The following is a 19846-nucleotide window of genomic DNA, read 5'->3' as shown; positions in this document are numbered from 1 at the left end:
CCGTCACGGTCCCTCCGAAGTGGACGATGCGGGGCAGGCGGGACCCGAGGGCCGCGCGGTGGCCGTGGAAGACACCCACCGCGCGGCCTCGGACCGGTTGTCGTCGGGTCCGACGACGGACAACCGGCTTGGCGTGCCGGGCACCACCCCGGACACGCGCACCCCCACTCCCGAATCGCCCTGAACGGGAGTGGCGGTGGCTTCCGCGCGTACCTCCGACACCGGTCTCCCGGTGGGTGCCTGCGCGGTGGTGACGGGCTTCGTGGTGGCGCCCGGAGTTCTCGACGGGACGATCGTCCACGTGGTCGAGCGGACCGCGAGGTCCCCGACCGCCGGGGCGGAGGTCGCGTACTCGGGAACCGGTGTCCGCCGCGCCTCGACGGGCGCGCCGCCCACCCGGCTCACGAGCACGGCGACACCCGCCAGCACCACGACCGCGGCGGCCACCGCCAGGTTCCGGGTGCGACGGGCGGCGGCCTCCGCGCGGATCTGCCGCAGCGTCCGCTGCCAGAGGAGGTCGTCGGCGCGCGGCTCCTCGCCGTCGCGCGGCGCGCTCACGTCGCCGCCCACTCGGGTTGGCCCGCCAGCACCGCGCGCAACGCCCGGACCGCGTAGTGCGAGCGTGACTTGACGGTGCCCGGCGCGACCCCCAGTGCCCGCGCGGCGTCGGCGACGCTGCGGTCGTGGAAGTAGATCTCGACCAGCACGCGGCGGTGGTCCGCCGAGAGCCGGTCGATGGCCGCGAGCACGCTCATCGAGTCGACCACGCGCTGGGCGTGGTCGTGCAGGACCGGGTCGGCGGGGGCGAGTTCGGTCACCTCGGCGGGTCGGGCGGCGAGCGCGCGGGCCCGGTCGACGACGAGGTTGCGGGCCACGGTGAACAGCCAGGCACGCACCGTGTCCGGCGCCGCGGCCAGGGCGCCCGCGTTGCGCCACGCCCGCACGAAGGCCTCCTGGACCACGTCCTCCGCCGCCGCGCGGTCACCGGTGAGCCGCGTGGCGTAGGCGAGCAGTGACGGGCCGTGTTCCCCGTGCAGCGCGCGGACCAGCGCCTCGTCCGCTCTCGCGGTCCTGGCGGAGGCGAACAGCCGCACCATCTCCGACTCCCCAGTCCGTCACCGTTGCGTCAACCTCACTGCTGACACGGATATAAGACGCCTCGGGTTCACTGTGGATGGCTGTCGTCGATCAGCCCACACCGGGCAACCTCGGGCGCCATTCGGTCGTATGAGGTGCTGGATCTGTTGTGGGACAACGGGTTCACTTCGGCAGATCGTTGAATGGCGGATATTCCCGCGACCGAAGTGTGCCTCTTCGGGCATCTCGACTGCCCGTTCACACCCGGGGTCGATGTCCACATAGTCCGGTTCGACATCATCGTCCGGCGGATTGCCCGCGCCGCGAACCGCTGTGAGAGTGGGCGGGTGACGATGCGCGTACTCGTTGTGGGTGGCACCGGTTTGCTCGGGCAGCACGTCGTCGCGGAGTTGGGGAGGCGCGGTCACGAGGCGGACACCCTGGCGCGCGGGAATGCGTCGGTTCCCGGTGACGTCCGGCGACTGTCCGTGAGCGAGTGGGCCCCGAGGCTCGACGGGGTCGACGGGGTGGTCTGGGCCACCGGCGCCGACGACCGCGAGATCCCCCGAGCCCCGGCCGACCGCTTCTACCACGACGCCAACGTCGAGCCCCTGCGCCGCTTCCTGGTGGCGGCGCGGGTGGCCGAGTGCCGCCGGGTGGTCATCTGCGGTTCCTACTTCACGGCACTGCACCGCGCCCACCCGGACTGGCGGCTCGCCGAGCACCACCCGTACGTCCGCAGCCGGTTGGGCCAGATCGACCTCGCGGCGCGGTACTCGGGCGCGGTGCTGGAGATCCCGCTGGTGTTCGGTTCGGCCGACGGCCGCCGCTCGATGTGGGCGCCCGCCGTCCCGTGGCTGCGGTCCCGGTTGCCGCTGGTGGCCCACCCCGGGGGCACGGCCGTCGTCTCGGCGACGACCGTCGGTCGAGCCGCCGTCGCCGCCCTCGAGCGCGCGGCGGAGGGCCCGTACCCGGTGGTGGACGCGAACCTCACGTGGCGGGACCTGGTCGCCCGCCTCGCCGTCGCGGCGGGCAGGCGCGGATCGCCGACCGTGCGCCGCCTCCCACCCGCCGTGCTGCGCGCGGTACTGCGCGCCACCGGCCTGCGCTACCGCCTGGCGGGCCGCGAACCCGGCCTTGGCGCGACCTGGGTGCCCGATCTGCTGATGTCGGAGCTGTACCTGGACGAGTCACCGTGCCGAGCCCTGGGCGTCCCGGGCGGCGACCTCGACCGCGCCTTCCGCGACACGATCGCCGCCGCGCGCCCCGGATCGGGGATGTGACGCCCGCGCTCGGGAATTCGGTTCGTGGCGGAGCTTCGCGGCACTAGCCTTCGCCGCGAGTCGAGATCGAGGGGGTTGATCCGTGGCGGACGCGGTGCCTGACGACGGGATGGTGGCGAAGCTCGTCCCGTTCACCTACGACCCGGTGGCCGACGCGAGCTATCTCGATCTGTCCGGTTCCGGTGGCGAGGGACCGTACCTCCGCCAGGTCTTGGTCCAGAACCCGCCTGGGGCGTTCGACGTCGTCTTCGACCTCGACGCGGACGGCAGGATCGCCGGGATCGAGGTGATCGGCGCGAGCGCGGGCCTCAGCGCGGCGCTGCTGTCCGCGGACGAGCCCTCGGAATAGGGCTCGTCGCGCGGGTATCCGCCTTGCCCGCCTGGTCTCGACCCGCCGGTGTAACCCTTGCCCCTATCCCTTGCCGGAGGGAGTCCACCGGGGAGAGGGGAGCGGGATGGGGCGGCGCTTGCCCGCCCGGCGGGGGCCAGGCGGTTCGGACGGGGGTCGGGCGCGGCTGCGGGTGGTGTCCGCCGAGCCGTACCCGGACTGGGAGTCGGTGTACCGGGACAACGTCGACCGGGTGTTCCGGCTGATCTTCTCCCGGGTCGGCAACCGGGCCGACGCGGAGGACCTGACCGGGGAGGTGTTCCTGCGCGCGTTGCGGCCGTTGCGGTTGTCGGCCAGTGTCGGCGAGGTGCGGACGTACCTGGTGGCCACGTCGCGGACGGTGCTGGCCGAGCACTGGCGCCGGACGCTGGGCCGGGAGATCACCACCTTCGACGACGAGCGGGACGTGGCCGAGGCGGTGCCCGACCTGGTCGACGCCCGCGCGGGCGAGCGGGCCGAGCGCATCCTCGCCGCGCTCCCCGAGCGGTACGCGCTGGTGCTGCGGCTGCGGTTCCTGCAAGGCTGCTCGCTCAAGGAGGTCGCGGCGCGGTTGGGTGTGACGGTGGCGAACGCGAAGGTGTTGCAGCACCGGGCGGTCCGGCGAGCGGGCGAGGTCGCGGGCGGAGTGGAGACGTGATGTCCGGTCGATTCGCCCGCGGTCGCCGCCGCGGGCCCGTGGGCGACCAGGAGGCGGCGGACAAGCGCGCCGAGGTGCTGTTGCGCGCCGCGGGCGTCGACCAAGGCCCGCCCGACGAGAAGTTCGTCGAGGCGTTGCGCGCTCGGCTGGGTCGGGAGCTCGAACCCGAGGCCGACCGGGGGCGGCGGCGGTTCGTCCAGTTCACCTCCGTCGCCGCGGCGTCGGCCGCGGTCGGGGTCGCGGTCGACCGGCTGGTCGTCGACACCGCCCCCACCGCCGAGACCCCCGCGACTGTCGTGCCGGAGACGGGGGAGTGGCGCGCGGTCGTCGCGGGCCGCGACCTGCCCGAGGGCGGGGTGCGCCCGTTCGACGTCGGCGTGCTGTCGGGTTTCGTCGAGCGCGTGGGCGGACAGGTGCGCGGCGTGTCCGGGGTGTGCACGCACCTGGGCTGCAAGCTCAAGCTCGCCGCGGCGACCCGGGAACTGGACTGCCCGTGCCACCGCACGTCGTTCGCCGTCGACGGCGTGGTGCTGCGCCACCAACTCCCCGCCCAGCCGCGGCCGCTGCCCAAGCTGCTGGTGCGCGAGTCCGGCGGTCAGGTCGAGGTCTTCATCCCGACGACGCCCGCCTGACCCGTGTAACCCGCTCCCGTACCCCTTGGCATGAAGACATTGGTTGCCGCGCAACGCCTCTCGCTGATGGCCTGCGCCGCGCTGGCCCTGACCGCCTGCGGGACACCGGCCCAACCGTCCGGAATGGACATGCCGAGCACGCCGGCGGCACCCGCGGCCCCGGTCGCCACGAACACGGTGTCCATCAAGGACTTCGCGTTCGCGCCCCCGCTGGTGACGGTCAAGGCGGGTACCACCGTCACCTGGACCAACGGCGACACCGAGCCGCACACCGTCACCAGCAACGGCGGCGGGCCGCTCAAGTCGCCGACCATGAACAGCGGCGACACCTTCCGCTACACCTTCACCACCCCGGGCCACTTCGACTACCTGTGCACGATCCACCCGTTCATGACCGGCACCGTCGAGGTGACGCCGTGAACGAGCCGGACCCGGACGGCATGACCCGGCGGCAACTCCTGCGGCACACCGCGTGGTTCGGCGCCGCGGTCGTGCTCACCGTCGCGGCCGGTGAGGTGATCAGCCACATCCACACCCCCGACGCGCCCGTCCCCGACGACCCGAACGCGCTGCGGTTCGTCCAGGTCAGCGACAGCCACATCGGCTTCACCGGCGCGGCCAACACCGCGGTGACCGACTCGTTCCACCGCGCCGTCGACCAGGTCAACGCGCTGCCGTACCGGCCGGACTTCGTCATCCACACCGGGGACCTGACCCACCTGTCCACGCCCGCCCAGTTCGACCAGGTGCGGCAGATGATGGGCGGCATCCGCGCGGGCGGGCTGTTCACCGTCCCCGGCGAGCACGACTCCGTCGACGACGCGGGCCAGAAGTACCGCGCGGCCTTCGGGAAGGGCTCGACCGGCGACGGCTGGTACAGCTTCGACCTGAAGGGCGCGCACTTCATCGCCCTGGTCAACACGCTGAACCTGGAGAAGCTCGGGCACCTCGGCGTCGACCAGGTCGAGTTCGTCCGCAAGGACGTCGCGGGCCTGTCGTCGGACACCCCGATCGTCGTGTTCAGCCACATCCCGCTGTTCGCGATGTACCCGCAGTGGGGCTGGGGCACCGACGACGCCGGTCAGGTGCTGAACCTGCTGCGCCGGTTCGCGTCGGTCACCTGCCTCAACGGGCACGTGCACCAGCTGTTCACCAAGACCGAGGGCAACGTGACCTTCCACAGCGCCACCACCACCGCCTACCCGCTGCCCAAACCCGGCACCGCGCCCGCGCCCGCGCCGGTGACCCTGCCCGCGGGCCAACTCGCCGACGCGCTCGGCATCCGCGAGGTCACCTACCGGCAGGGCCCGCAGCCGCTCGCGGTCAAGGACGTGAGGCTCGCATGACCTCCTTCATCCTGCGCGTCGCCGCCGCGGTCGCCCTGCTCGGCGCCGGACTCGTCCACGCCGACCTCTACCTCCACGGCTACCGGGCGCTGGCCGTGATCGGCCCCGCCTTCCTCCTCCAGGCCGCCGCGTCCCTCGCGCTGGCCGTTCTGCTCCCCTGCACGGACCTCCTGCTGCTGCGCCTCGCCGCCGCGGGCGCGGCGGGCGGGGCCCTCGTGGGGTTCGTGCTGTCGCGGACCGTGGGTCTGTTCGGCTTCACCGAGAGCGGTCTACAACCCGCGCCCGAGGCGTTGCTGAGTGTCATCGCCGAGTTCGCCGTCCTGGCGCTCCTCACCGCCGATGTCCTGTACCGCAAGCGCTTGAACCGCTAGGCCCGGGTTCGCGCGCGACTTCCCTGGTATGGTCCGGCGCCGCAGGACTGGGGAGAGTGGACAGTGCGAAGTGGACTGTTGATCGCGGGTGCCGCCGTGGTGGGCTTGGTGGTCGGGTGCTCGACGGCGCCGCCGCCGCGATCCGCGCCGGTGTCGTCACGGCCTCCGGCGGCGACCACCACCACATCGACAACGCCGACCACGGCAACCACAACCGCACCACCGAAGCGGTACGCCGACATGACCGCCCTCATACGCGCGCTGGACGCGGGCAACGCGGGCGGGTCGGTCAGGTTCAGCGCCGACGTGCGTGGCCGGAGCTGGGGCTACACCGCCGAGGGGACCGTGAACCTCGGCACCGAGGACCTGCGCGGCACGGTCAAGATGCCCAACGAGACCTGGGACCTGGTCGTGCTCGACGGCCGCGTCCTGGCCCACGGCGCCGGCGAGGAAGACTGGATCAGGCTGGACCCGGCGGACACCGACGAGTCGGTGTCCCTGCTCGCCCAGATGCTCGGCGGGCTCAGCGAGGTCGACCCCCGCCGGGTCGTCGCCCGGATCGCCGAGGCGGGCAAGCTCGGCGACCACAGCCGCAAGCCCCGCCCCGCCGGTGAGGAGCAGTACTCGGTCGACCTCGACCTCTCCCGCCTGAGCGGCCAGGTGCTCGGCGCGCCCGCCGCCGACACCCGCCCGACGGCCTACCCGATCGACAAGGCCGAGCTGGACGCCTGGATCGACCAGAGCGACCGGCTCACCTACTACAACGCCCGCATCCGCAACGCGGCCGGACTCCTCGAGGTCTCCTGCGCCTACAGCGGCTGGGGCGACGCGGTCCGGATCAAGGCGACCTAGCCGCGGTCCGGCGGGATTCGTGATCCGCCCGGTCTCCGGGCGGGTTGGTGGGGAGCCGCGCGTACCGGGTTTCCTTGTGCTTTCCGCTCGTGCGGTCGGGGATCGCGCGGGCGCGGATAGCGTCTGCCGGACGTGCCGGCCAGCGCTTGGCCTTCGCTCGCCCCGGGGGCAGTCGCGCTTCGGCGTGGCAGGCGAGGCGCCTGGGCGGCGGGAGCGATTCGGTGACGCGGCCAGGGACGTGGTCGGTGTCCAGGTGAGGCGCTAGTCCTGGTCCGGTCCGACGACCACCACCCGGCGGCCGCGGGTGTGGCCCGCCTGGCTGTCGACGTGTGCCGCCGCGGCCTCGGCCAGCGGATACGTCTTTTCGACCGGGATGTGGAGCCGCCCCCGGGTGATGAGGTCGACGGCTTCGACGAGCGCGGCGGGCACGTCCCCGGTCGTGCCGGAGAACCGGACACCGTGCCCCGGCGCGCCGAGGTCGGCGATCGACACGACCGCGCGCGGGTCCCCGGTCAGCTCGACCAACTCCCGGATCACCCCCGACCCCGCCAGGTCGAGCGCCGCGTCGACCCGCCCCAGGGCCCGCACCCGCTCGACCCAGCCCGCCCCGTACGTCGTGGCCACGGCACCCAGACCGCGCAGGTAGTCCTGGTTCGCCGCCCCGGCCGTGCCGATCACCGCGATGCCGCGGTCACGCGCGATCTGCAGCACCGCCGACCCGACACCCCCCGACGCTCCGCTGACCAGCAGCGTCTGCTCCGGCCGCACCCCCACCTCCCGGATGATCCGCAGCGCGGTCTCCACCACGGACGGGTACCCGGCCGCCTCCTCGAACGACAGCCCGTCGGGAATCCGCGCCCAGGCCGACAGCACCGCGAACTCGGCGTAGGTGCTCGAACCCCGGCCGAACACCCGGTCGCCGACCGCCACCCCCTCGGTGCCCGCCCCGACCTCGTCGACCACCCCGGCGGCGTCCTGCCCGACCCCGGCGGGCAGGACGGTCGGGTGGGCCTTGAGCACCTGCCCCTCCCGGACCCGCCAGTCGGCGGGATTCACCCCCGCCGCCCGCACCGCGACACGCACCTGACCGGGCCCCGCGTGGGGCTCCTCGGCGTCCACCAGCCGCAGGACGTCCGGACCGCCGAACTCGGCGAAGCTCACTTTCCGCATACCGCCGACCGTAACACTAACGGTTAGGGTTTTGTACCCGTTCCGTTTTTGGAGCTGATAGCATCCTGCCGTGACCTCGCCGCCCGGGCGTCGCGAGCGCAAGAAGGCCGCGACCCGCCAGAAGATCGCCGACACCGCCCTGCGGCTCTTCCTGGCGCGCGGCTACGACGCCGTGGGCATCCGCGACGTGGCCGCCGAGGCCGACGTCGCCGTCACCACGCTCTTCGCGCACTTCGCCTCGAAGGAGGCCCTGGTCTTCGAGCGCGACGAGGACTTCGAACAGCGCCTCGTCCGCGCGGTCACCGACCGCGCGCCGGACGAACCGCTCATCCCCGCCCTGCGCTTGACGATCCGGGACCTGGTCCGGCACTGCGCCGCCCCCGGCGCGGCCCCGGTCTGGCGCCTGATCGACTCCTCGCCCGCCCTGCGGGAGTACGAGGGGGCGATGCGGCTGCGCCACGCCGAGTCCCTCGCCGCCGCCATCGCCGCCGACACCGCCCTGGCGCGCACCCCGACGGCGGCCAGGGCGATCGCGCGGTTCGTCGTCGACGCCCACGCGCTGGCCCGCGCCGCGCCCGACCCGGACGCCGCCGTGGACGAGGTCTTCCGGATGGTCGACGCGGCCTGGGCGGCCTCGCGCGCCGGGTGACCCCGCCCGGCCACCGCGAAATCGGCGTGCCGCCGGTCGATACGATGGGCGGCAAGCCCCCTGCCCTGGAGACCTCTGATGACCCGACTGAGCCAGTCCGTCGACCGCGCCACCGCCCTGCTCACCGACGGCGACCTCGCGGCGGACGCCACCGTGCGCGCGCTGCTGGCGGAGACCGCGGGGCGCCGCGGCCTGGACCTGTCGGACCTGTCCCCGGCCGAGCAGGCCGCGCTGATCGGCGCCCGGTCGCAGGAGTTGCAGCCCTCCACCGACTCGCTGGCCGCGCGGATCGTCGACGCCGCCGCCAAGGGCCGCCCGTTCGTGGCGAAGTTCGGCATCGACCCGACCGGCGCCGAGGTGCACCTGGGCCACTCGGTGCCGATGCTCATCCTCAGCCGCTTCCAGCGGATGGGCCACGACGTGGTGTTCATCGTCGGCGACATGACCGCCAAGATCGGCGACCCGTCCGGCCGCTCCGACGACCGCCCCGCGCTGACCGACGAGGACATCGCGCGCAACCTCGCCACCTACCGCGAGCAGGTCACCCCGTTCTTCGACTTCGAGCGGGCCCAGTTCCGGCGCAACAGCGAGTGGCTCGGCGCGATCACCCTGCCGAAGATCATCGAGATCGTCGCGCAGATCCCGGTGTCCATGCCGCTGCAGCGCGAGGACTTCCGCAAGCGCCTGGAGCTGGGGCAGGGCCTGTCGCTGGCCGAGCTGATGTACTCGGTCGTGATGGCCCTGGACTCGGTGGAGACGGAGTGCGACCTCGAGGTCGGCGGTGTCGACCAGTTCCTCAACATGCAGATGTGCCGCAAGGTCATGGACATCCAGGGGCAGCAGGCCGAGGTCGTGGTCGCCACCTCGCTGATCGAGGGCACCGACGGCACCGGCGCCAAGATGAGCAAGTCGAAGGGCAACTACGTCCCGCTGACCGCCCCGCCCGGGGAGATCTACGGCAAGCTCATGTCGGTCCCCGACCGGCTGGTCGAGCCGTACTTCCGGGCGCTGTCGGAGTGGCTCGACTCCGAGCTCGCGGTCGCGGCGGAGCGGGTGGCGGCGGGCACGCTGCACCCCATGGACCTGAAGAAGATCCTCGCGGGCGAGGTCACCGCCGCCATCCACGGCGTCGACGCCGCGATGAAGGCCCGCGACGAGTTCGTGGCCCGCTTCTCCAAGCGCGCCTTCGGCGAGGTCGACGACCTGCCCGCGGTCGAGGACCTGGGGCAGCCGGTGACCGAGGTGGTCAAGGCGCTCGGCTTCGCCAAGAGCAACGGCGACGTGCGGCGCGTGGCCCAGCAGAACGGGCTGCGCCTCGTGGTCGAGACCGACGGCGAGCAGGAGCAGGTGCCACTGGACGCGGACGACACCCGCGAGCCGCTGGACGCGCTGGTCAAGGCCAAGCTCGACGGCCGGACCGGCGACCTGTACCTCAAGGTCGGCCGCAAGCTCGCCCGCATCCCCAACGCCTGATCGGGTCAGCCCGGCCAGGGGCGGACGTTGCCCCAGCCCCAGGTCGGCACGGGTTCGTCGAGGTTGGTCTCGGCGCCCGGCGCGGAGAGGACGACGGCCATCCGGGTGCCCCACTCCAGGTAGCCGGCGAACGCCGAGCGGAACTCGGGGTCGTCCGGCAGGCCGACGACGTCGGCGGTGTCCTGCAGGAGCTCGACCCACCGCCCGCGCTGCCGCTCGGTGATGCCCCGGCCCAGGTGCTTGGCCACCATGTGCGCGTGGCGCCGTGGTGCTCGGAGTACGCGCGGGGACCGCCGAACACCTCGCCGAGCCACGCCGCGACGTGCTCGGCGTGGTGGGGGTGCATGCCCGCGAACACGGGGGCCAGGACCTCGTCGTCGGGGACGCGCCGGTAGAACGCGTCGAACAGCTTGGTCAACGCCTCCGCGCTGCCCGCCCACTCGTACAGCGTCGGCACGGGGTCGGCGATGTCCACCGGCGCGTAGTGGCGCATCTCCTCGATGTCGTCGACGAACTCCCGGACCTCCGCGAAGAACGGCGGGAAGTGCGGCCCTTTCCGGAACCCCTCCAGGTGGTCGCGAGTGGACGTCCAGGTCAACCGGATGACGTAGCTCTCCGGGTCCTCCTCGCAGCGGCTCAGCTCGACGTCCCGGAACTCGGGTGCCGCGGCCAGGTGGGCGACGGCGCGGCGGTAGGCGTCCTCGAACGCCGCCGCCCGGTCGGCGGACACCCGGTAGCGGATGTACTCAATCGTCACGTCCACAGTCGAGCACCGCGCGTGCGCGGGGACAGGTACGTTCTTTACGGGGATCTCTCCGCCGCCGTGCCCAGAACCCGGCGCCACCGTCTCCGGTGCGCACACGAGGAAGAGCGCCACGCGGCGGTAAAAGGAGCGGACGTCCGCCGTCCGGTGCCGGCACCATCCTCCGCACAGACCGGGAGGGGAGATCCACCGTGCGGGACGACGTCGATGACTTCTTCGACCTGTTCGAGGCCAAGATCCGGCAGTGGCGGCCCGACGGCGCGTTCGCCGGGCTGACCGACGCGGAGATCGAGGCCGTCCGGGCGGCCCAGGGCGTGTCCGCGCTGCCGGCGTACTACATCGGGTTCCTCCGGAGGATGGGTCGAGAAGCGGGCGCGTTCCTGGTCGGGACGGACATCTTCCACCCGAGGATCCTGGAAGTGCCGGAAGGCGCCCGCGAGCTGCTGGCCGAGAACGACGAGAGCCACCTGCTGCCCGACGGCGCCGTGGTGTTCGCGCTGCACCAGGGCTACATGGCCTACTGGTTCGACCCGAACCCCACCGACAACCCTCGAGTGCACCTGTACGTCGAAGGCAGAGACGCCGTGCGCGAGTGGCCGTCGTTCACCGAGTTCCTGCTGGACGAACTGGCCGGGTAGAACCGGATCTCTCGGAGGGCGACCGCTGACGCGGGCACGAGGTCACGGGCTCGCCTGCGCCGGAGGATCGGTCGAGATCGCCTGGCGGCGCGACCGCTGACCCCCGGACCGCCCGGAATCCTTTTGGTAATGGGAAAATCAGCGGACGCGCAGGGTGCAGGTGTCCGTGGCGGTGGTCAGGCCCGTGCCGCCGTCCACGTGCAGGGTGACGGTGGTGGTTTGTTTCCTGGCGCGCGGGAATCCCGACGGGCGGGGGCCTGTGCCGAGAACCTCGTGCGTGGTCCACTTTCCTCTCGCGTCGACGGTGTGTGGGATATCGCCCGTCGTGGCCGCCGCGCCGAGGCCGTACGGGGGTTCTCCGGTGACCTTGTCGGGGCCGTACTCGTCGACGACGCCGATGTCGACGCGCGTGGTGATGGTTGTGGCGGGAGCGTGGCCGCGGGTGCTCGCCGTGTACTCCACCCGCCAGGTGCCCGGGGCGCACTTGAGCCGCACGGATGCCTTGACCGGCCTGGGTGTCGCCGTGGCCGGGGTGGTGGTGCCCAGCAGGAGGGCCGCGGCGAGCACCGTCGCGCCCAGGGCGCGGGTGGTGTGGGGCGTCATGCGGGTCAGGGTATGGACGGGGCGCGGTTCCCGGGTATACCGCGCGGGATTGGCCACTCCATTGAGTGAAACTCGCCGCTGAACAACGCGCCGCCGTGAATCGTGCTCACTTTTCGCCGATAGCGCGTCTGTCGACTGTGGACCGGTCGTGCCGGGCGTTGACGAGGCGAATCGAAACCGGCCGTATTTCGGCGTTCGAACAATGGCCCGCGAAGTCCGAAACGCGAATGTTCGCCGACCGCCAATCAGGCCTTCGTCGGTCCGGGTGTCGACTATCCACTGTGGACAACGGCGGTCTGGTTCCGCGCTCTCGCGAAGCGGCGGCGCGCATGCGGGGCCGACCGGGTGAATGCGCGCGACCGTCAGGGTGTCCCGCATTGCCGGGGAGTGGACGGGGTCCGTCTTCCCGACGGTAGTGGTGGCCGGCCCTCGGGAACCGTCACGGGTTGTCGGGACCGGGGGAGCGGAATCGGGTTGTGCTGCCTTGATCCATTCGCGCGTCTGGGGTGACTGTCCGGTGGGGGTCGAGTTGGGTGGGGCGGAGATCGGGTCCGGTGGGGAGCCCGCGTTCCGGATATTGGGGAACCTGGAGGTCTGGCACCACGGCCGAAGACTCGGCCTGGGCGGGCCCCGGCAGGAGCGGGTGCTCGCCGCGCTGCTGGTCGAGCCGGGGCGCGTGATCCCGTTGTCCCGGTTGGTCGACGCCGCCTGGGAGGACCTGCCGTCCACGGCGGCGCACCAGATCCGCGAGACGGTCGGCGACCTGCGGCGCAGGCCGCCCGACGGCGACCGGCTGATCCGCACCGACGGCCCCGGCTACCGGCTCACCGTCCCCGACGAGGCGCTAGACTTGCGGCTGTGGCGGGGCGCGCCGCTGAGCGGAATGGACGTGCCCGTGCTGCGGGCCACCGCGGCGGAGCTGGAGGAGCGCGGGCTGGCCGCCACCGAGCGCCTGGCGCAGCTGCGGCTGGAACTGGGCGAGGCCGCCGACCTGGTCGGACCGCTGCGCGCGCTGGTCGCCGAGCACCCGCTGCGGGAGGCGCTGTGGGCGCGGCTGATGGTCGCGCTCCACCAGTCCGGCCGCCAGGCCGAGGCGATGCGGGTCTACGCCGACGGCCGGTCGCTGCTGGTGGAGGAGCTGGGCATCAACCCCGGTCCGATGATGGCCGAGCGGTTCGAGCAGATCCTGCGCAACGACCCCGAACTGGACCCGCCGCGGGTCGAGCCCGCGCCCGCGAGCCGGGAGCCCGCCGCGACCGCGCGGCCGGAGACGCTGCCCTACGACGTCCCCGACTGCGCGGGCCGCGACGCGGAACTGGCCGCGCTGCTCGCGGCCGTCGAGCAGTGCGACGACCACGGCCTGGCGACACCGCCGGGCAGCCGCTGCGCGGAGATCAGCAGCAGGACGGTGAACAGGCCCGTGGTGAGCGCGCCGAGCACGAACGAACGCCACCACCACCGCCCACGGGGCAGGGCGGGCTTGATCGCCAGCAGGAGCAGGCCCGCGGGCAGCACCCGGAAGAACCCGTCCCAGTAGGGGGTGGGCGGCAGGAAGTGCGCCGCGACGAAGAAGAGGGTGCCGCCGATGGCCGGTCCGAGGGCGGTCCTGAGCGAGATCAGGGGAGTGTTCATCAGGTGGACTCCAGATGCGGGACGTGCGTGGTCGCTGAGACCAACTCTCCCGCCGCCCACTCCCCGTTCGTTCCCGCTTCGTTCCCGCCCCCGGTACCGCCCGAACCTCGGGATACCGGGCGGATCCCACCCGACCGGACTGGGCGGTCAGCGCTCGTGGCGTCCGGCGGGCAGCGCGGGAGCCACGGCTCCGGCCGGTGCTCCCGGGGCGCCGGGAACCCGCGGTGCCGTTCGCCGCCGGGCAGGAGTGCCGGTTCGGGGCCGTAGTCGGGCTTCGCCGCGGTGAGCAGGGCACGGGCCAGGGCCGCGCCGGTGGAGCGGTCGACACCGAGACCGCGGCGCCGGTCCTCGTCGTGCGAGCCGAGGACCGCGCGCAGGTCGAGGGCGGCTCGAACCAGCGCGTTCCCGGGCATCCGCCTTCAGCGCGCGCACGCAGGCGCGCGCGTCCCCGGCCGGGCCTGACAGCGCGCGGGCCAAGTCCGGCGTCGACTCGGCCGTCACCGCGTGCTCGGTCCGGTGCGGAGCCCGCCGCGGGCACGGCCGAGCCGGTCGTTGGACCTGGGCGATGTCACGGCGGCCTTGCCAGGGGCCGCCCGGTTGTTGTCAGGCGGCTCGCTTGGCGGTGGGGCGCAGGTGTCGGGGTTTGCCGTCGCGGCCGGTTCGGCGGGTCGGCTCGCCCGCGGCCGGTTCGCCCGCCGCGCCCTCGTCCGACCCCGGCACCCTCGCCCCCGGGGTCGGTTCGGCGCGGACCGCGCGCGACACCAGGAACAGCAGGACCAGCCCCGTGACCACCGGCAGGTGCGACGCCACCCGTTCGACCGTGGCGGTGCCCGCGACCAGGTCCCGGACCGAGAACGCGACCAGGACGCCCACGAACCCGATCAGCGTCGGCAGCAGCCCGGCGGCCCGGTCGGCGCGCAGCGACGCGACCAGCAGGCCGACGCCCAGGGCGAGGTTCCAGGCGGCGCCCTCGTTGAACAGGTGGCCGGCGAGGTCGTGGCCCGCGTGGCCGCCGGACGCGCCGGTGAGCAGCTGGGACAGGGCCAGGCCGAGCTGCACCAGCGCGACCACCATCAGGGCCAGCCGCTGGGGGAGGGCGACCGGGAGGGCGCGGGGCGGGGACAGCACCGACGCCACCAGATCGGGGACCGGTTCGGCGGGGCGGACCCGGATCATCCTGGTCACCGCCTGGGCCTGGGCGTGCCAGGTCGCGCAGGCGGCGCACTGCGCGAGGTGCGCGTCGACGGCCTCGGCGGGCCGGGGCTCGACCTCGCCGTCGAGGCGCGCCGAGAGCGATTCACGGCAGGTATCGCATTCCACATGAGGAATTGTCGCCTCTCACCCCGTAGTAGTTCCCGATCAGGTGCGGTTACGATCCGATCCTGTGACGATCTCCCCCGACGACGAGGTGACGCGCTGGGCGCTGGCCGCCCGCTCCGGAGACCGCGCCGCGCTCGAGCGCTTCGTGCGCGCCACCCAGCGCGACGTGTGGCGGTTCGTCGCCTTCCTCGCCGACGCCGACGTCGCCGACGACCTCACCCAGGAGACCTACGCCCGGGCGCTGGGCAGCCTGCGCGGGTTCGCCGCCCGCGCGTCGGCCAAGACCTGGCTGCTCTCCATCGCCCGCCGCGTGGTCGTCGACCAGGTCCGGATGGCGCGGTCCCGGCCGCGGGTGACCGCGGGCGCGGTGTGGGAGCAGGAGGTCGACCGCCGCTCGGCGGTGACCGGTTTCGAGGGCGCGGTGGAGCTGACCCTGCTCCTCGACGCCCTCGACCCCGACCGCCGCGAGGCCATCGTGCTCACCCAGGTCCTGGGCCTGAGCTACGCCGAGTCCGCCGAGGTCGCGGGCTGCCCGGTCGGCACCATCCGCTCCCGGGTCGCCCGCGCCCGCGAGGACCTCGTCCGCGCCGTCGCCGCCGACTCGGCCAGCGAGGCGGGCTGACCCCCGGTCACGACACCGCCGCGCTGGGTTCCCGGGCCATCACCACTGGGGTCACTCCGCCCGCCGCGGCGAACGCGCGGTGCAGGGCCAGTTCGGCGGTCGGTCCCTCCGCGAAGACCAGGCCGGTGCACGAGCGCTGGTCGGCCAAGTGCTCCAGCACGTCACCCGGGCTCGCCGTCGGGTACCAGCGCGGCGCGCCGGGCAGGTGGGGGAGTCGGTCGAGCCCGGTCCAGCCCTCCAGCACCCCGGCCACGCGCGGGTACAGCGCCACGAACGCCGACGCGACACCCGGCCCCACCGCGTCGTCCAGCAGCCCCGGCCGAACGCCCAGCGCCACCTGAGCCATCGCGTCGTAGACGTTCGTGCCCAACCCCCGGCACAGCGCCTCGCCGACGAGCGCCCCGCCGATCCGCGCGTTGACCTCCACCACCTCCGGACCACCCGCCGTCAGCACGAACTCGGTGTGCGCGAACCCCCGCTCGTGCCCGGCCGCCGCCAGCACCCGACCGATCCACGCCGCCAGCTCCGCCGCCTCCTCCGCCGGGAACGCCACCGGGAACGCGGACGCCTCCTCCCGCCGCACGGGCTCGGGGGACAGGTGCCTGCTGAGCATCCCGAGCAGCCGCGTCCGGCCCGCCCAGGTGATCGTCTCGGCGCTGTAGAGCGGACCCTCGAAGTACGGCTCGGCCACCAGGTGCCCCTTGAGCGGAACCCCGACGGCCGCCAGCAGCGCGGCGTCGCGCTCCGCCGGAGTACGGCACAGCCACACCGCCCGCGACGACGTGCCCGCGGAGTCCTTGACGATCAAGGGGAACACCGACGCGGTCACCGGGTCGAGCGGGCCGCTGCGGCTGAGCCCGTGCTCGCGCAGCCGCGCCCGCACCACCCCCTTGTCCCGCAACGCGCGCACCGCTTCCGGCGCCGGGCCGGGCAGACCGAGGCGGCGCGCGAGGTCCGCCCCGGGGATCGCCCACGTGTCGGTGGAGCCGATCAGCCCGGCGAGACCGGGTTCGGCGCGCAGCGCGCGTTCGCACGCGTCGACGTCGGTCGTGTCGATGTCCACGACCCGCACCCGGTCGCCCACCGACGCCAGCTCGTGCCGGTACACCGACCGGTCGCCGGTCAGCAGCACCAGGTCGTGCCCGGCGGAGTCGGCGGCGTCGGCGAGCCGACCGAGGCCGAAGGTGAGGGCTTCCAACAGGGCGATGGTCACGGCACGGGGTCCTTCCGGGGGCCTGGCACGGGGACGGCCGGGCGGCGCGCCCAGTCCAGGGTGGCCCACGGCGGGGCCAGGTCGGTCAGCGACGTGATCTCGGCGGGCGCGAGCCGCGCGGGGTCGAGGGCCTCGCGGTGGCGGGTGAAGACGCGCTCGGTGTAGCGGTGCCCGGTGTCGGCGCCGATGACCACGTGCGTGCGCGCCGGTTCCCGCCCGGCCTCCCACGCGGCGACCAGGTGCGCCGCGCCGGTCGACAGGCCCGCGAACACGGCGTGCTCCCGCATCAGGCCGACCGTGGCGGCCATGGCGTGCTGGAAGTCCAGCCAGTGGATCCGGTCGTACAGCTCGTGGTGCACGTTGTCGAACGGGATCGCGCTGCCGATCCCGGCGATGATCGCGTCCGGGTCGGTGAACCGCTCGCTGCCGAAGCTGACGCTGCCGAACGGCTGCACGCCCACCAGCCGCACCCGCGGGTCGTGCGCGCGCAGCGACCTGGTCAGCCCGCCGGTGGACGCGCCGGTGCCGACGCTGCCCACCACCGTCAGCGGTTCCCCCGGCAGCGCGCGCCGCAGCAGGTCGGCGAGGTCGGCGTAACCCAGGTGGTGCAGCGGGTCGTGGTACTGGCGCATCCAGTGCAGGTCCGGGTCGCGCGCCAGCAACTCCTGGACCAGCCGCACGCGCCGGTGCTGGTCCAGCAGCAGGTCGTCGGTCGGCGGCATCCGGTCCACCGTCACGCCGAGGATCTCCAGCTGGGCGCGCATGGCGTCGCTGACCGTGGTGGACGCGACGATGCGGCAGCGCAGCCCGTAGCGGTGGCAGGCCATCGCCAGGGCGAGCGCGTAGATGCCGCTGGAGCTGTCCACCACCGTCTGCCCCCGGCGCAGCACCCCGGTCTCCAGCAGGTGCCGCACCGCGCCGAGCGCGGAGTACACCTTCAGGGTCTCGAAGCGGACCAGCACGGTGTTCGGCGTGAGCCGGATGAGCGCGGGCGCTTTGATGGCGTCCGTGACGTGTTCGTGGACCGGCGGGGCCGGAGCGGTGATGTGGTCGCGCACGGTTCGCACCTCCCAGTGGATCAGTCCTATCTGGTCGTCGACCGACCCCCTGGGGTTCCCGGGAGTGACGAACCGGTCGCGCACAGCGGGAACTTCACACGACCGTGGCTCGACCTCTGACCGGACGAGGACTGGCGGAGCGGGAGGCTGTGGATGGGTGGGCGGACCGCGCTGATGGTCTACGGGTGCCTGGTCAACGTCGGCACCTTCGCGGTCTACCCGTACCTGGCCGTGGTGCTGAGCGACCGGTTGGGCGCCGGGATGGCCCAGGTCGGCGTCGTGCTCGGCGCGGCCACGCTGGTCCAGTTCGCGGGCGCGCCGTTCACCGCGGCCGTCGCCGAACGCGTGGGGCTCAAGCGATGTCTGCTCGCCGCGACCCTGCTCTACGGCGCCGCCGCCGTGCTGTACCTGGTCGGCGCGAGCAGCCCGGTGCTGACGGTGCTCGCCCTGTTCACCGCGTGCGGCGCGGGTGCGCTCTATTCGCCTGCCTACCGCGGTTATCTCGTGCACTCGGCGACCCCTGAGCAGCGTCCGCGCGCCCTGTCGGCGGGCAACGCCGCGGGCAGCCTCGGCATCGCGCTGGGACCCGTTCTCGGCGCGGTTCTCCTGCACGAACCGGCCCGGCTGTTCACGCTCAACGCCGCGCTCTACGGCGCGTTGGTGGTCGGACACCTGTTCCTGGAACGGGAAACCCCCGCCGAGACGCGGGTCGAGCCGTTCCGCCGCGTCCTGCGTGGCTTGGCCGTCAAGCCATTCGCGGTCACGGTGCTGACCCACTACCTGTACATGCAGTTCTACCACTACCTCGCGCCGTTCACCGAGGACCGGCTGCCCGCGATGGCTTACGGGCTGGTCATGATGGGCTACTCCCTCGGCCTGGTCGCGGTTCAGCCGATGGCGGCGAAATGGGTCGGCGGCGTGCGCTACCCCGTGGTCGCGGTGGTCGGCTTCGCCTGCATGGCCTTGGGTATGTCGGCCTTCACCACCGGCCACGTGGTCGGTGTCGCGTTCGGCGCGGCGGCGATGAGCGCGGGTACGGCGGTGCTGTTCCTCAAGAACGACCTGGCGGCGCTTGAGGGCTCGTCGCGGTCGGCCACGGTGACCTTCGGGCAGCAGCGGCTCGCGGCCGGGATCGGCGCGCTGCTCAGCGGTGTGGTCGGGGGCGCCGTCTACGGGGTGTTCGAAACCGTGTGGCTGCCGGGGTTCTGGCTGGCCGTGGCGGCTCAGTGCGTGCTGCTGCCGTTGCCGCTGGTCGCGCGCCGGGCCCGTCAGGAGTCCGCCGTGGGCTTGCGGTAGACGGTGACGTAGTTGCCCTCGCCGCGGAACGGTTCGCGCTGCCAACCACCCCAGCGGTACGCGCGGTCCAAACCGGCGAGCCGGGCCATCAGGTCCAGTTCGGTCGGCCAGGCGTAGCGCATGAACGCCGGTGCCAGCCGGATGCCGTCGCCGGTGATCAGCACGTGGTGCCCGTCGAGCCGCTGGGCCACCGGGTCGTGCCGCACGGCGACGAGCCGCACCCGGTCCAGCCCGACCTGGTGGGTCTCCAGCGTCTGGTCGCGCACGTAGCGGGCCACGTCCGGCATGGGCGTCTCCAGCACGAACAGGCCGCCGGGCAGCAGGCGCCGCGCGGCGTTGGCGAAGCAGCGCACCTGCTCCTCCTGCGTCGTCAGGAAGAAGAACGTGGAGAACACGACGAACACCACCGCGAACCGCTCATCGGTGCCCGGGTCGACATCGGCCATGTCGCCGATGACCACCGGGATCCGCGCCCCGCCCGGCTTGGCCCGCATCCGCGCCACCATCGCCTCGGAGGCGTCCACACCGCGCACGTCGACGCCCCGCGCGGCGAGCGGGATCGTCACCCGTCCGGTACCGACGGCCAGTTCGAACACCGGCCCCGGCGGCGCTTCCCCGACCAGTTCCACCAAGCCCCGCACGGCGTCCGCCGGGTCGTGCGCGGCGTGCCAGTCGTCGTAGACGTCGGCGTTCAGGTCGCCGTAGGTCCCCGGCCCGTGCTCCATGAAGTCCTCCCCGCGGTGGTCCGCCCCACTGGTCGGTCGACCGATCGGTGGAGTTCCCGACCTGGTGCGTATCGGTCGACCGATCGGTGGAGTTCCCG

At 73.2% G+C, this 19846-nt stretch carries 24 protein-coding genes; 14 read left to right on the top strand and 10 right to left on the bottom strand.

Annotation, left to right across the window (positions count from 1 at the left end):
• Positions 1 to 3: 3 nt before the first annotated feature.
• Positions 4 to 558, bottom strand: coding sequence for a hypothetical protein (locus CLV40_RS23020; protein WP_146108189.1), 555 nt, complete (start codon positions 556 to 558; stop codon positions 4 to 6).
• Positions 555 to 1097, bottom strand: coding sequence for a sigma-70 family RNA polymerase sigma factor (locus CLV40_RS23015; RefSeq protein WP_104481052.1), 543 nt, complete (start codon positions 1095 to 1097; stop codon positions 555 to 557). Before CLV40_RS23015 ends, CLV40_RS23020 begins: the two co-directional genes overlap by 4 nt.
• A 333-nt stretch (positions 1098 to 1430) precedes the next feature.
• Here CLV40_RS23015 and CLV40_RS23010 point away from each other — a divergent pair, with 333 nt between their 5' ends.
• The 8 genes from CLV40_RS23010 (at position 1431) to CLV40_RS22975 (ending at position 6586) form a co-directional block, all read left to right on the top strand.
• Entirely contained in the window at positions 1431 to 2360 is a 930-nt protein-coding gene (locus CLV40_RS23010; RefSeq protein ID WP_245931503.1) for an NAD-dependent epimerase/dehydratase family protein, read from the top strand.
• Positions 2361 to 2442: 82 nt separating this feature from the next.
• The gene (locus tag CLV40_RS23005; protein ID WP_146108187.1) at positions 2443 to 2709 is read left to right on the top strand and encodes a DUF2283 domain-containing protein; all 267 of its coding nucleotides are present in this window, start codon (positions 2443 to 2445) and stop codon (positions 2707 to 2709) included.
• Positions 2710 to 2815: 106 nt separating this feature from the next.
• On the top strand, positions 2816 to 3385 hold the full coding sequence (locus CLV40_RS23000) for an RNA polymerase sigma factor (protein ID WP_245931493.1): 570 nt from the start codon (positions 2816 to 2818) through the stop codon (positions 3383 to 3385).
• Positions 3385 to 4017: a QcrA and Rieske domain-containing protein gene (locus CLV40_RS22995; protein ID WP_104481049.1), complete on the top strand. Its 633-nt coding sequence runs from the start codon at positions 3385 to 3387 to the stop codon at positions 4015 to 4017. Before CLV40_RS23000 ends, CLV40_RS22995 begins: the two co-directional genes overlap by 1 nt.
• A gap of 30 nt (positions 4018 to 4047) precedes the next feature.
• On the top strand, positions 4048 to 4437 hold the full coding sequence (locus tag CLV40_RS22990; RefSeq protein WP_104481048.1) for a cupredoxin domain-containing protein: 390 nt from the start codon (positions 4048 to 4050) through the stop codon (positions 4435 to 4437).
• The gene (locus CLV40_RS22985) at positions 4434 to 5363 is read left to right on the top strand and encodes a metallophosphoesterase family protein (RefSeq protein WP_245931492.1); all 930 of its coding nucleotides are present in this window, start codon (positions 4434 to 4436) and stop codon (positions 5361 to 5363) included. The genes CLV40_RS22990 and CLV40_RS22985 overlap by 4 nt, the downstream gene beginning before the upstream one ends.
• Positions 5360 to 5734, top strand: a complete 375-nt coding sequence (locus CLV40_RS22980; RefSeq protein ID WP_104481047.1) for a hypothetical protein — start codon at positions 5360 to 5362, stop codon at positions 5732 to 5734. Before CLV40_RS22985 ends, CLV40_RS22980 begins: the two co-directional genes overlap by 4 nt.
• Positions 5735 to 5974: 240 nt before the next feature.
• Complete coding sequence (locus CLV40_RS22975; protein ID WP_104481046.1) at positions 5975 to 6586, top strand: hypothetical protein; 612 nt, start codon at positions 5975 to 5977, stop codon at positions 6584 to 6586.
• Between the two features lie 261 nt (positions 6587 to 6847).
• Here the strand turns inward: CLV40_RS22975 and CLV40_RS22970 are convergent, their stop codons facing one another.
• Positions 6848 to 7756: an NADP-dependent oxidoreductase gene (locus tag CLV40_RS22970; protein WP_104481045.1), complete on the bottom strand. Its 909-nt coding sequence runs from the start codon at positions 7754 to 7756 to the stop codon at positions 6848 to 6850.
• A 70-nt stretch (positions 7757 to 7826) separates the two neighbouring features.
• On the opposite strand from CLV40_RS22970, the gene CLV40_RS22965 reads away from it, so the two are divergent.
• On the top strand, positions 7827 to 8405 hold the full coding sequence (locus CLV40_RS22965; RefSeq protein WP_104481044.1) for a TetR/AcrR family transcriptional regulator: 579 nt from the start codon (positions 7827 to 7829) through the stop codon (positions 8403 to 8405).
• A gap of 78 nt (positions 8406 to 8483) precedes the next feature.
• Positions 8484 to 9878, top strand: a complete 1395-nt coding sequence (gene tyrS / locus CLV40_RS22960; RefSeq protein ID WP_104481043.1) for a tyrosine--tRNA ligase — start codon at positions 8484 to 8486, stop codon at positions 9876 to 9878.
• On the opposite strand, the gene CLV40_RS22955 is transcribed toward tyrS, so the two are convergent.
• A complete protein-coding gene (locus tag CLV40_RS22955) occupies positions 9838 to 10635 on the bottom strand; it encodes an antibiotic biosynthesis monooxygenase (RefSeq protein WP_245931490.1) in 798 nt (265 codons plus the stop codon). The genes tyrS and CLV40_RS22955 overlap by 41 nt on opposite strands.
• A gap of 197 nt (positions 10636 to 10832) precedes the next feature.
• On the opposite strand from CLV40_RS22955, the gene CLV40_RS22950 reads away from it, so the two are divergent.
• Positions 10833 to 11279, top strand: coding sequence for an SMI1/KNR4 family protein (locus CLV40_RS22950; RefSeq protein ID WP_104481042.1), 447 nt, complete (start codon positions 10833 to 10835; stop codon positions 11277 to 11279).
• A gap of 138 nt (positions 11280 to 11417) precedes the next feature.
• On the opposite strand, the gene CLV40_RS22945 is transcribed toward CLV40_RS22950, so the two are convergent.
• The gene (locus CLV40_RS22945) at positions 11418 to 11882 is read right to left on the bottom strand and encodes a hypothetical protein (protein WP_104481041.1); all 465 of its coding nucleotides are present in this window, start codon (positions 11880 to 11882) and stop codon (positions 11418 to 11420) included.
• A gap of 517 nt (positions 11883 to 12399) precedes the next feature.
• On the opposite strand from CLV40_RS22945, the gene CLV40_RS22940 reads away from it, so the two are divergent.
• On the top strand, positions 12400 to 13419 hold the full coding sequence (locus tag CLV40_RS22940) for an AfsR/SARP family transcriptional regulator (RefSeq protein ID WP_181043672.1): 1020 nt from the start codon (positions 12400 to 12402) through the stop codon (positions 13417 to 13419).
• Between the two features lie 94 nt (positions 13420 to 13513).
• On the opposite strand, the gene CLV40_RS22935 is transcribed toward CLV40_RS22940, so the two are convergent.
• Positions 13514 to 13927, bottom strand: coding sequence for a hypothetical protein (locus CLV40_RS22935; protein ID WP_104481039.1), 414 nt, complete (start codon positions 13925 to 13927; stop codon positions 13514 to 13516).
• A 190-nt stretch (positions 13928 to 14117) separates the two neighbouring features.
• Positions 14118 to 14834: a zf-HC2 domain-containing protein gene (locus CLV40_RS22930; protein ID WP_104481038.1), complete on the bottom strand. Its 717-nt coding sequence runs from the start codon at positions 14832 to 14834 to the stop codon at positions 14118 to 14120.
• A gap of 64 nt (positions 14835 to 14898) precedes the next feature.
• Here CLV40_RS22930 and CLV40_RS22925 point away from each other — a divergent pair, with 64 nt between their 5' ends.
• Positions 14899 to 15456 carry a sigma-70 family RNA polymerase sigma factor gene (locus CLV40_RS22925; RefSeq protein ID WP_181043671.1) on the top strand — a complete coding sequence of 186 codons (558 nt, stop codon included), beginning with the start codon at positions 14899 to 14901 and terminating at the stop codon, positions 15454 to 15456.
• Between the two features lie 7 nt (positions 15457 to 15463).
• On the opposite strand, the gene CLV40_RS22920 is transcribed toward CLV40_RS22925, so the two are convergent.
• Positions 15464 to 16669 carry an ATP-grasp domain-containing protein gene (locus CLV40_RS22920; protein WP_104481036.1) on the bottom strand — a complete coding sequence of 402 codons (1206 nt, stop codon included), beginning with the start codon at positions 16667 to 16669 and terminating at the stop codon, positions 15464 to 15466.
• The gene (locus tag CLV40_RS22915; RefSeq protein ID WP_374065078.1) at positions 16666 to 17727 is read right to left on the bottom strand and encodes a pyridoxal-phosphate dependent enzyme; all 1062 of its coding nucleotides are present in this window, start codon (positions 17725 to 17727) and stop codon (positions 16666 to 16668) included. The genes CLV40_RS22920 and CLV40_RS22915 overlap by 4 nt, the downstream gene beginning before the upstream one ends.
• A gap of 153 nt (positions 17728 to 17880) precedes the next feature.
• Between CLV40_RS22915 and CLV40_RS22910 the strand changes: the two genes are divergently transcribed.
• A complete protein-coding gene (locus tag CLV40_RS22910) occupies positions 17881 to 19023 on the top strand; it encodes an MFS transporter (RefSeq protein WP_104481035.1) in 1143 nt (380 codons plus the stop codon).
• Here CLV40_RS22910 and CLV40_RS22905 read toward each other — a convergent pair.
• Positions 18996 to 19748 carry a class I SAM-dependent DNA methyltransferase gene (locus CLV40_RS22905; protein WP_104481034.1) on the bottom strand — a complete coding sequence of 251 codons (753 nt, stop codon included), beginning with the start codon at positions 19746 to 19748 and terminating at the stop codon, positions 18996 to 18998. The two genes, CLV40_RS22910 and CLV40_RS22905, sit on opposite strands and share 28 nt — an antisense overlap.
• Between the last annotated feature and the right edge of the window lie 98 nt (positions 19749 to 19846).

It is taken from the genome of Actinokineospora auranticolor (assembly GCF_002934265.1).
GTDB classification, from domain to species: domain Bacteria; phylum Actinomycetota; class Actinomycetes; order Mycobacteriales; family Pseudonocardiaceae; genus Actinokineospora; species Actinokineospora auranticolor.
This window is presented reverse-complemented; position numbering and strand designations above follow the sequence as displayed.

Bases quoted from the DNA above. Each gene is read 5' to 3' on its own strand.
- CLV40_RS22995 (WP_104481049.1), top strand. From the start codon at position 3,385: ATGTCCGGTCGATTCGCCCGCGGTCGCCGCCGCGGGCCCGTGGGCGAC.
- CLV40_RS22990 (WP_104481048.1), top strand. From the start codon at position 4,048: ATGAAGACATTGGTTGCCGCGCAACGCCTCTCGCTGATGGCCTGCGCC.
- CLV40_RS22935 (WP_104481039.1), bottom strand. From the start codon at position 13,927: ATGCCCGGGAACGCGCTGGTTCGAGCCGCCCTCGACCTGCGCGCGGTC.
- CLV40_RS22910 (WP_104481035.1), top strand. From the start codon at position 17,881: ATGGGTGGGCGGACCGCGCTGATGGTCTACGGGTGCCTGGTCAACGTC.
- CLV40_RS23000 (WP_245931493.1), top strand. From the start codon at position 2,816: ATGGGGCGGCGCTTGCCCGCCCGGCGGGGGCCAGGCGGTTCGGACGGG.
- CLV40_RS22945 (WP_104481041.1), bottom strand. From the start codon at position 11,882: ATGACGCCCCACACCACCCGCGCCCTGGGCGCGACGGTGCTCGCCGCG.
- CLV40_RS22905 (WP_104481034.1), bottom strand. From the start codon at position 19,748: ATGGAGCACGGGCCGGGGACCTACGGCGACCTGAACGCCGACGTCTAC.
- CLV40_RS23015 (WP_104481052.1), bottom strand. From the start codon at position 1,097: ATGGTGCGGCTGTTCGCCTCCGCCAGGACCGCGAGAGCGGACGAGGCG.
- CLV40_RS22980 (WP_104481047.1), top strand. From the start codon at position 5,360: ATGACCTCCTTCATCCTGCGCGTCGCCGCCGCGGTCGCCCTGCTCGGC.
- CLV40_RS23010 (WP_245931503.1), top strand. From the start codon at position 1,431: ATGCGCGTACTCGTTGTGGGTGGCACCGGTTTGCTCGGGCAGCACGTC.
- CLV40_RS22970 (WP_104481045.1), bottom strand. From the start codon at position 7,756: ATGCGGAAAGTGAGCTTCGCCGAGTTCGGCGGTCCGGACGTCCTGCGG.
- tyrS (WP_104481043.1), top strand. From the start codon at position 8,484: ATGACCCGACTGAGCCAGTCCGTCGACCGCGCCACCGCCCTGCTCACC.
- CLV40_RS22975 (WP_104481046.1), top strand. From the start codon at position 5,975: ATGACCGCCCTCATACGCGCGCTGGACGCGGGCAACGCGGGCGGGTCG.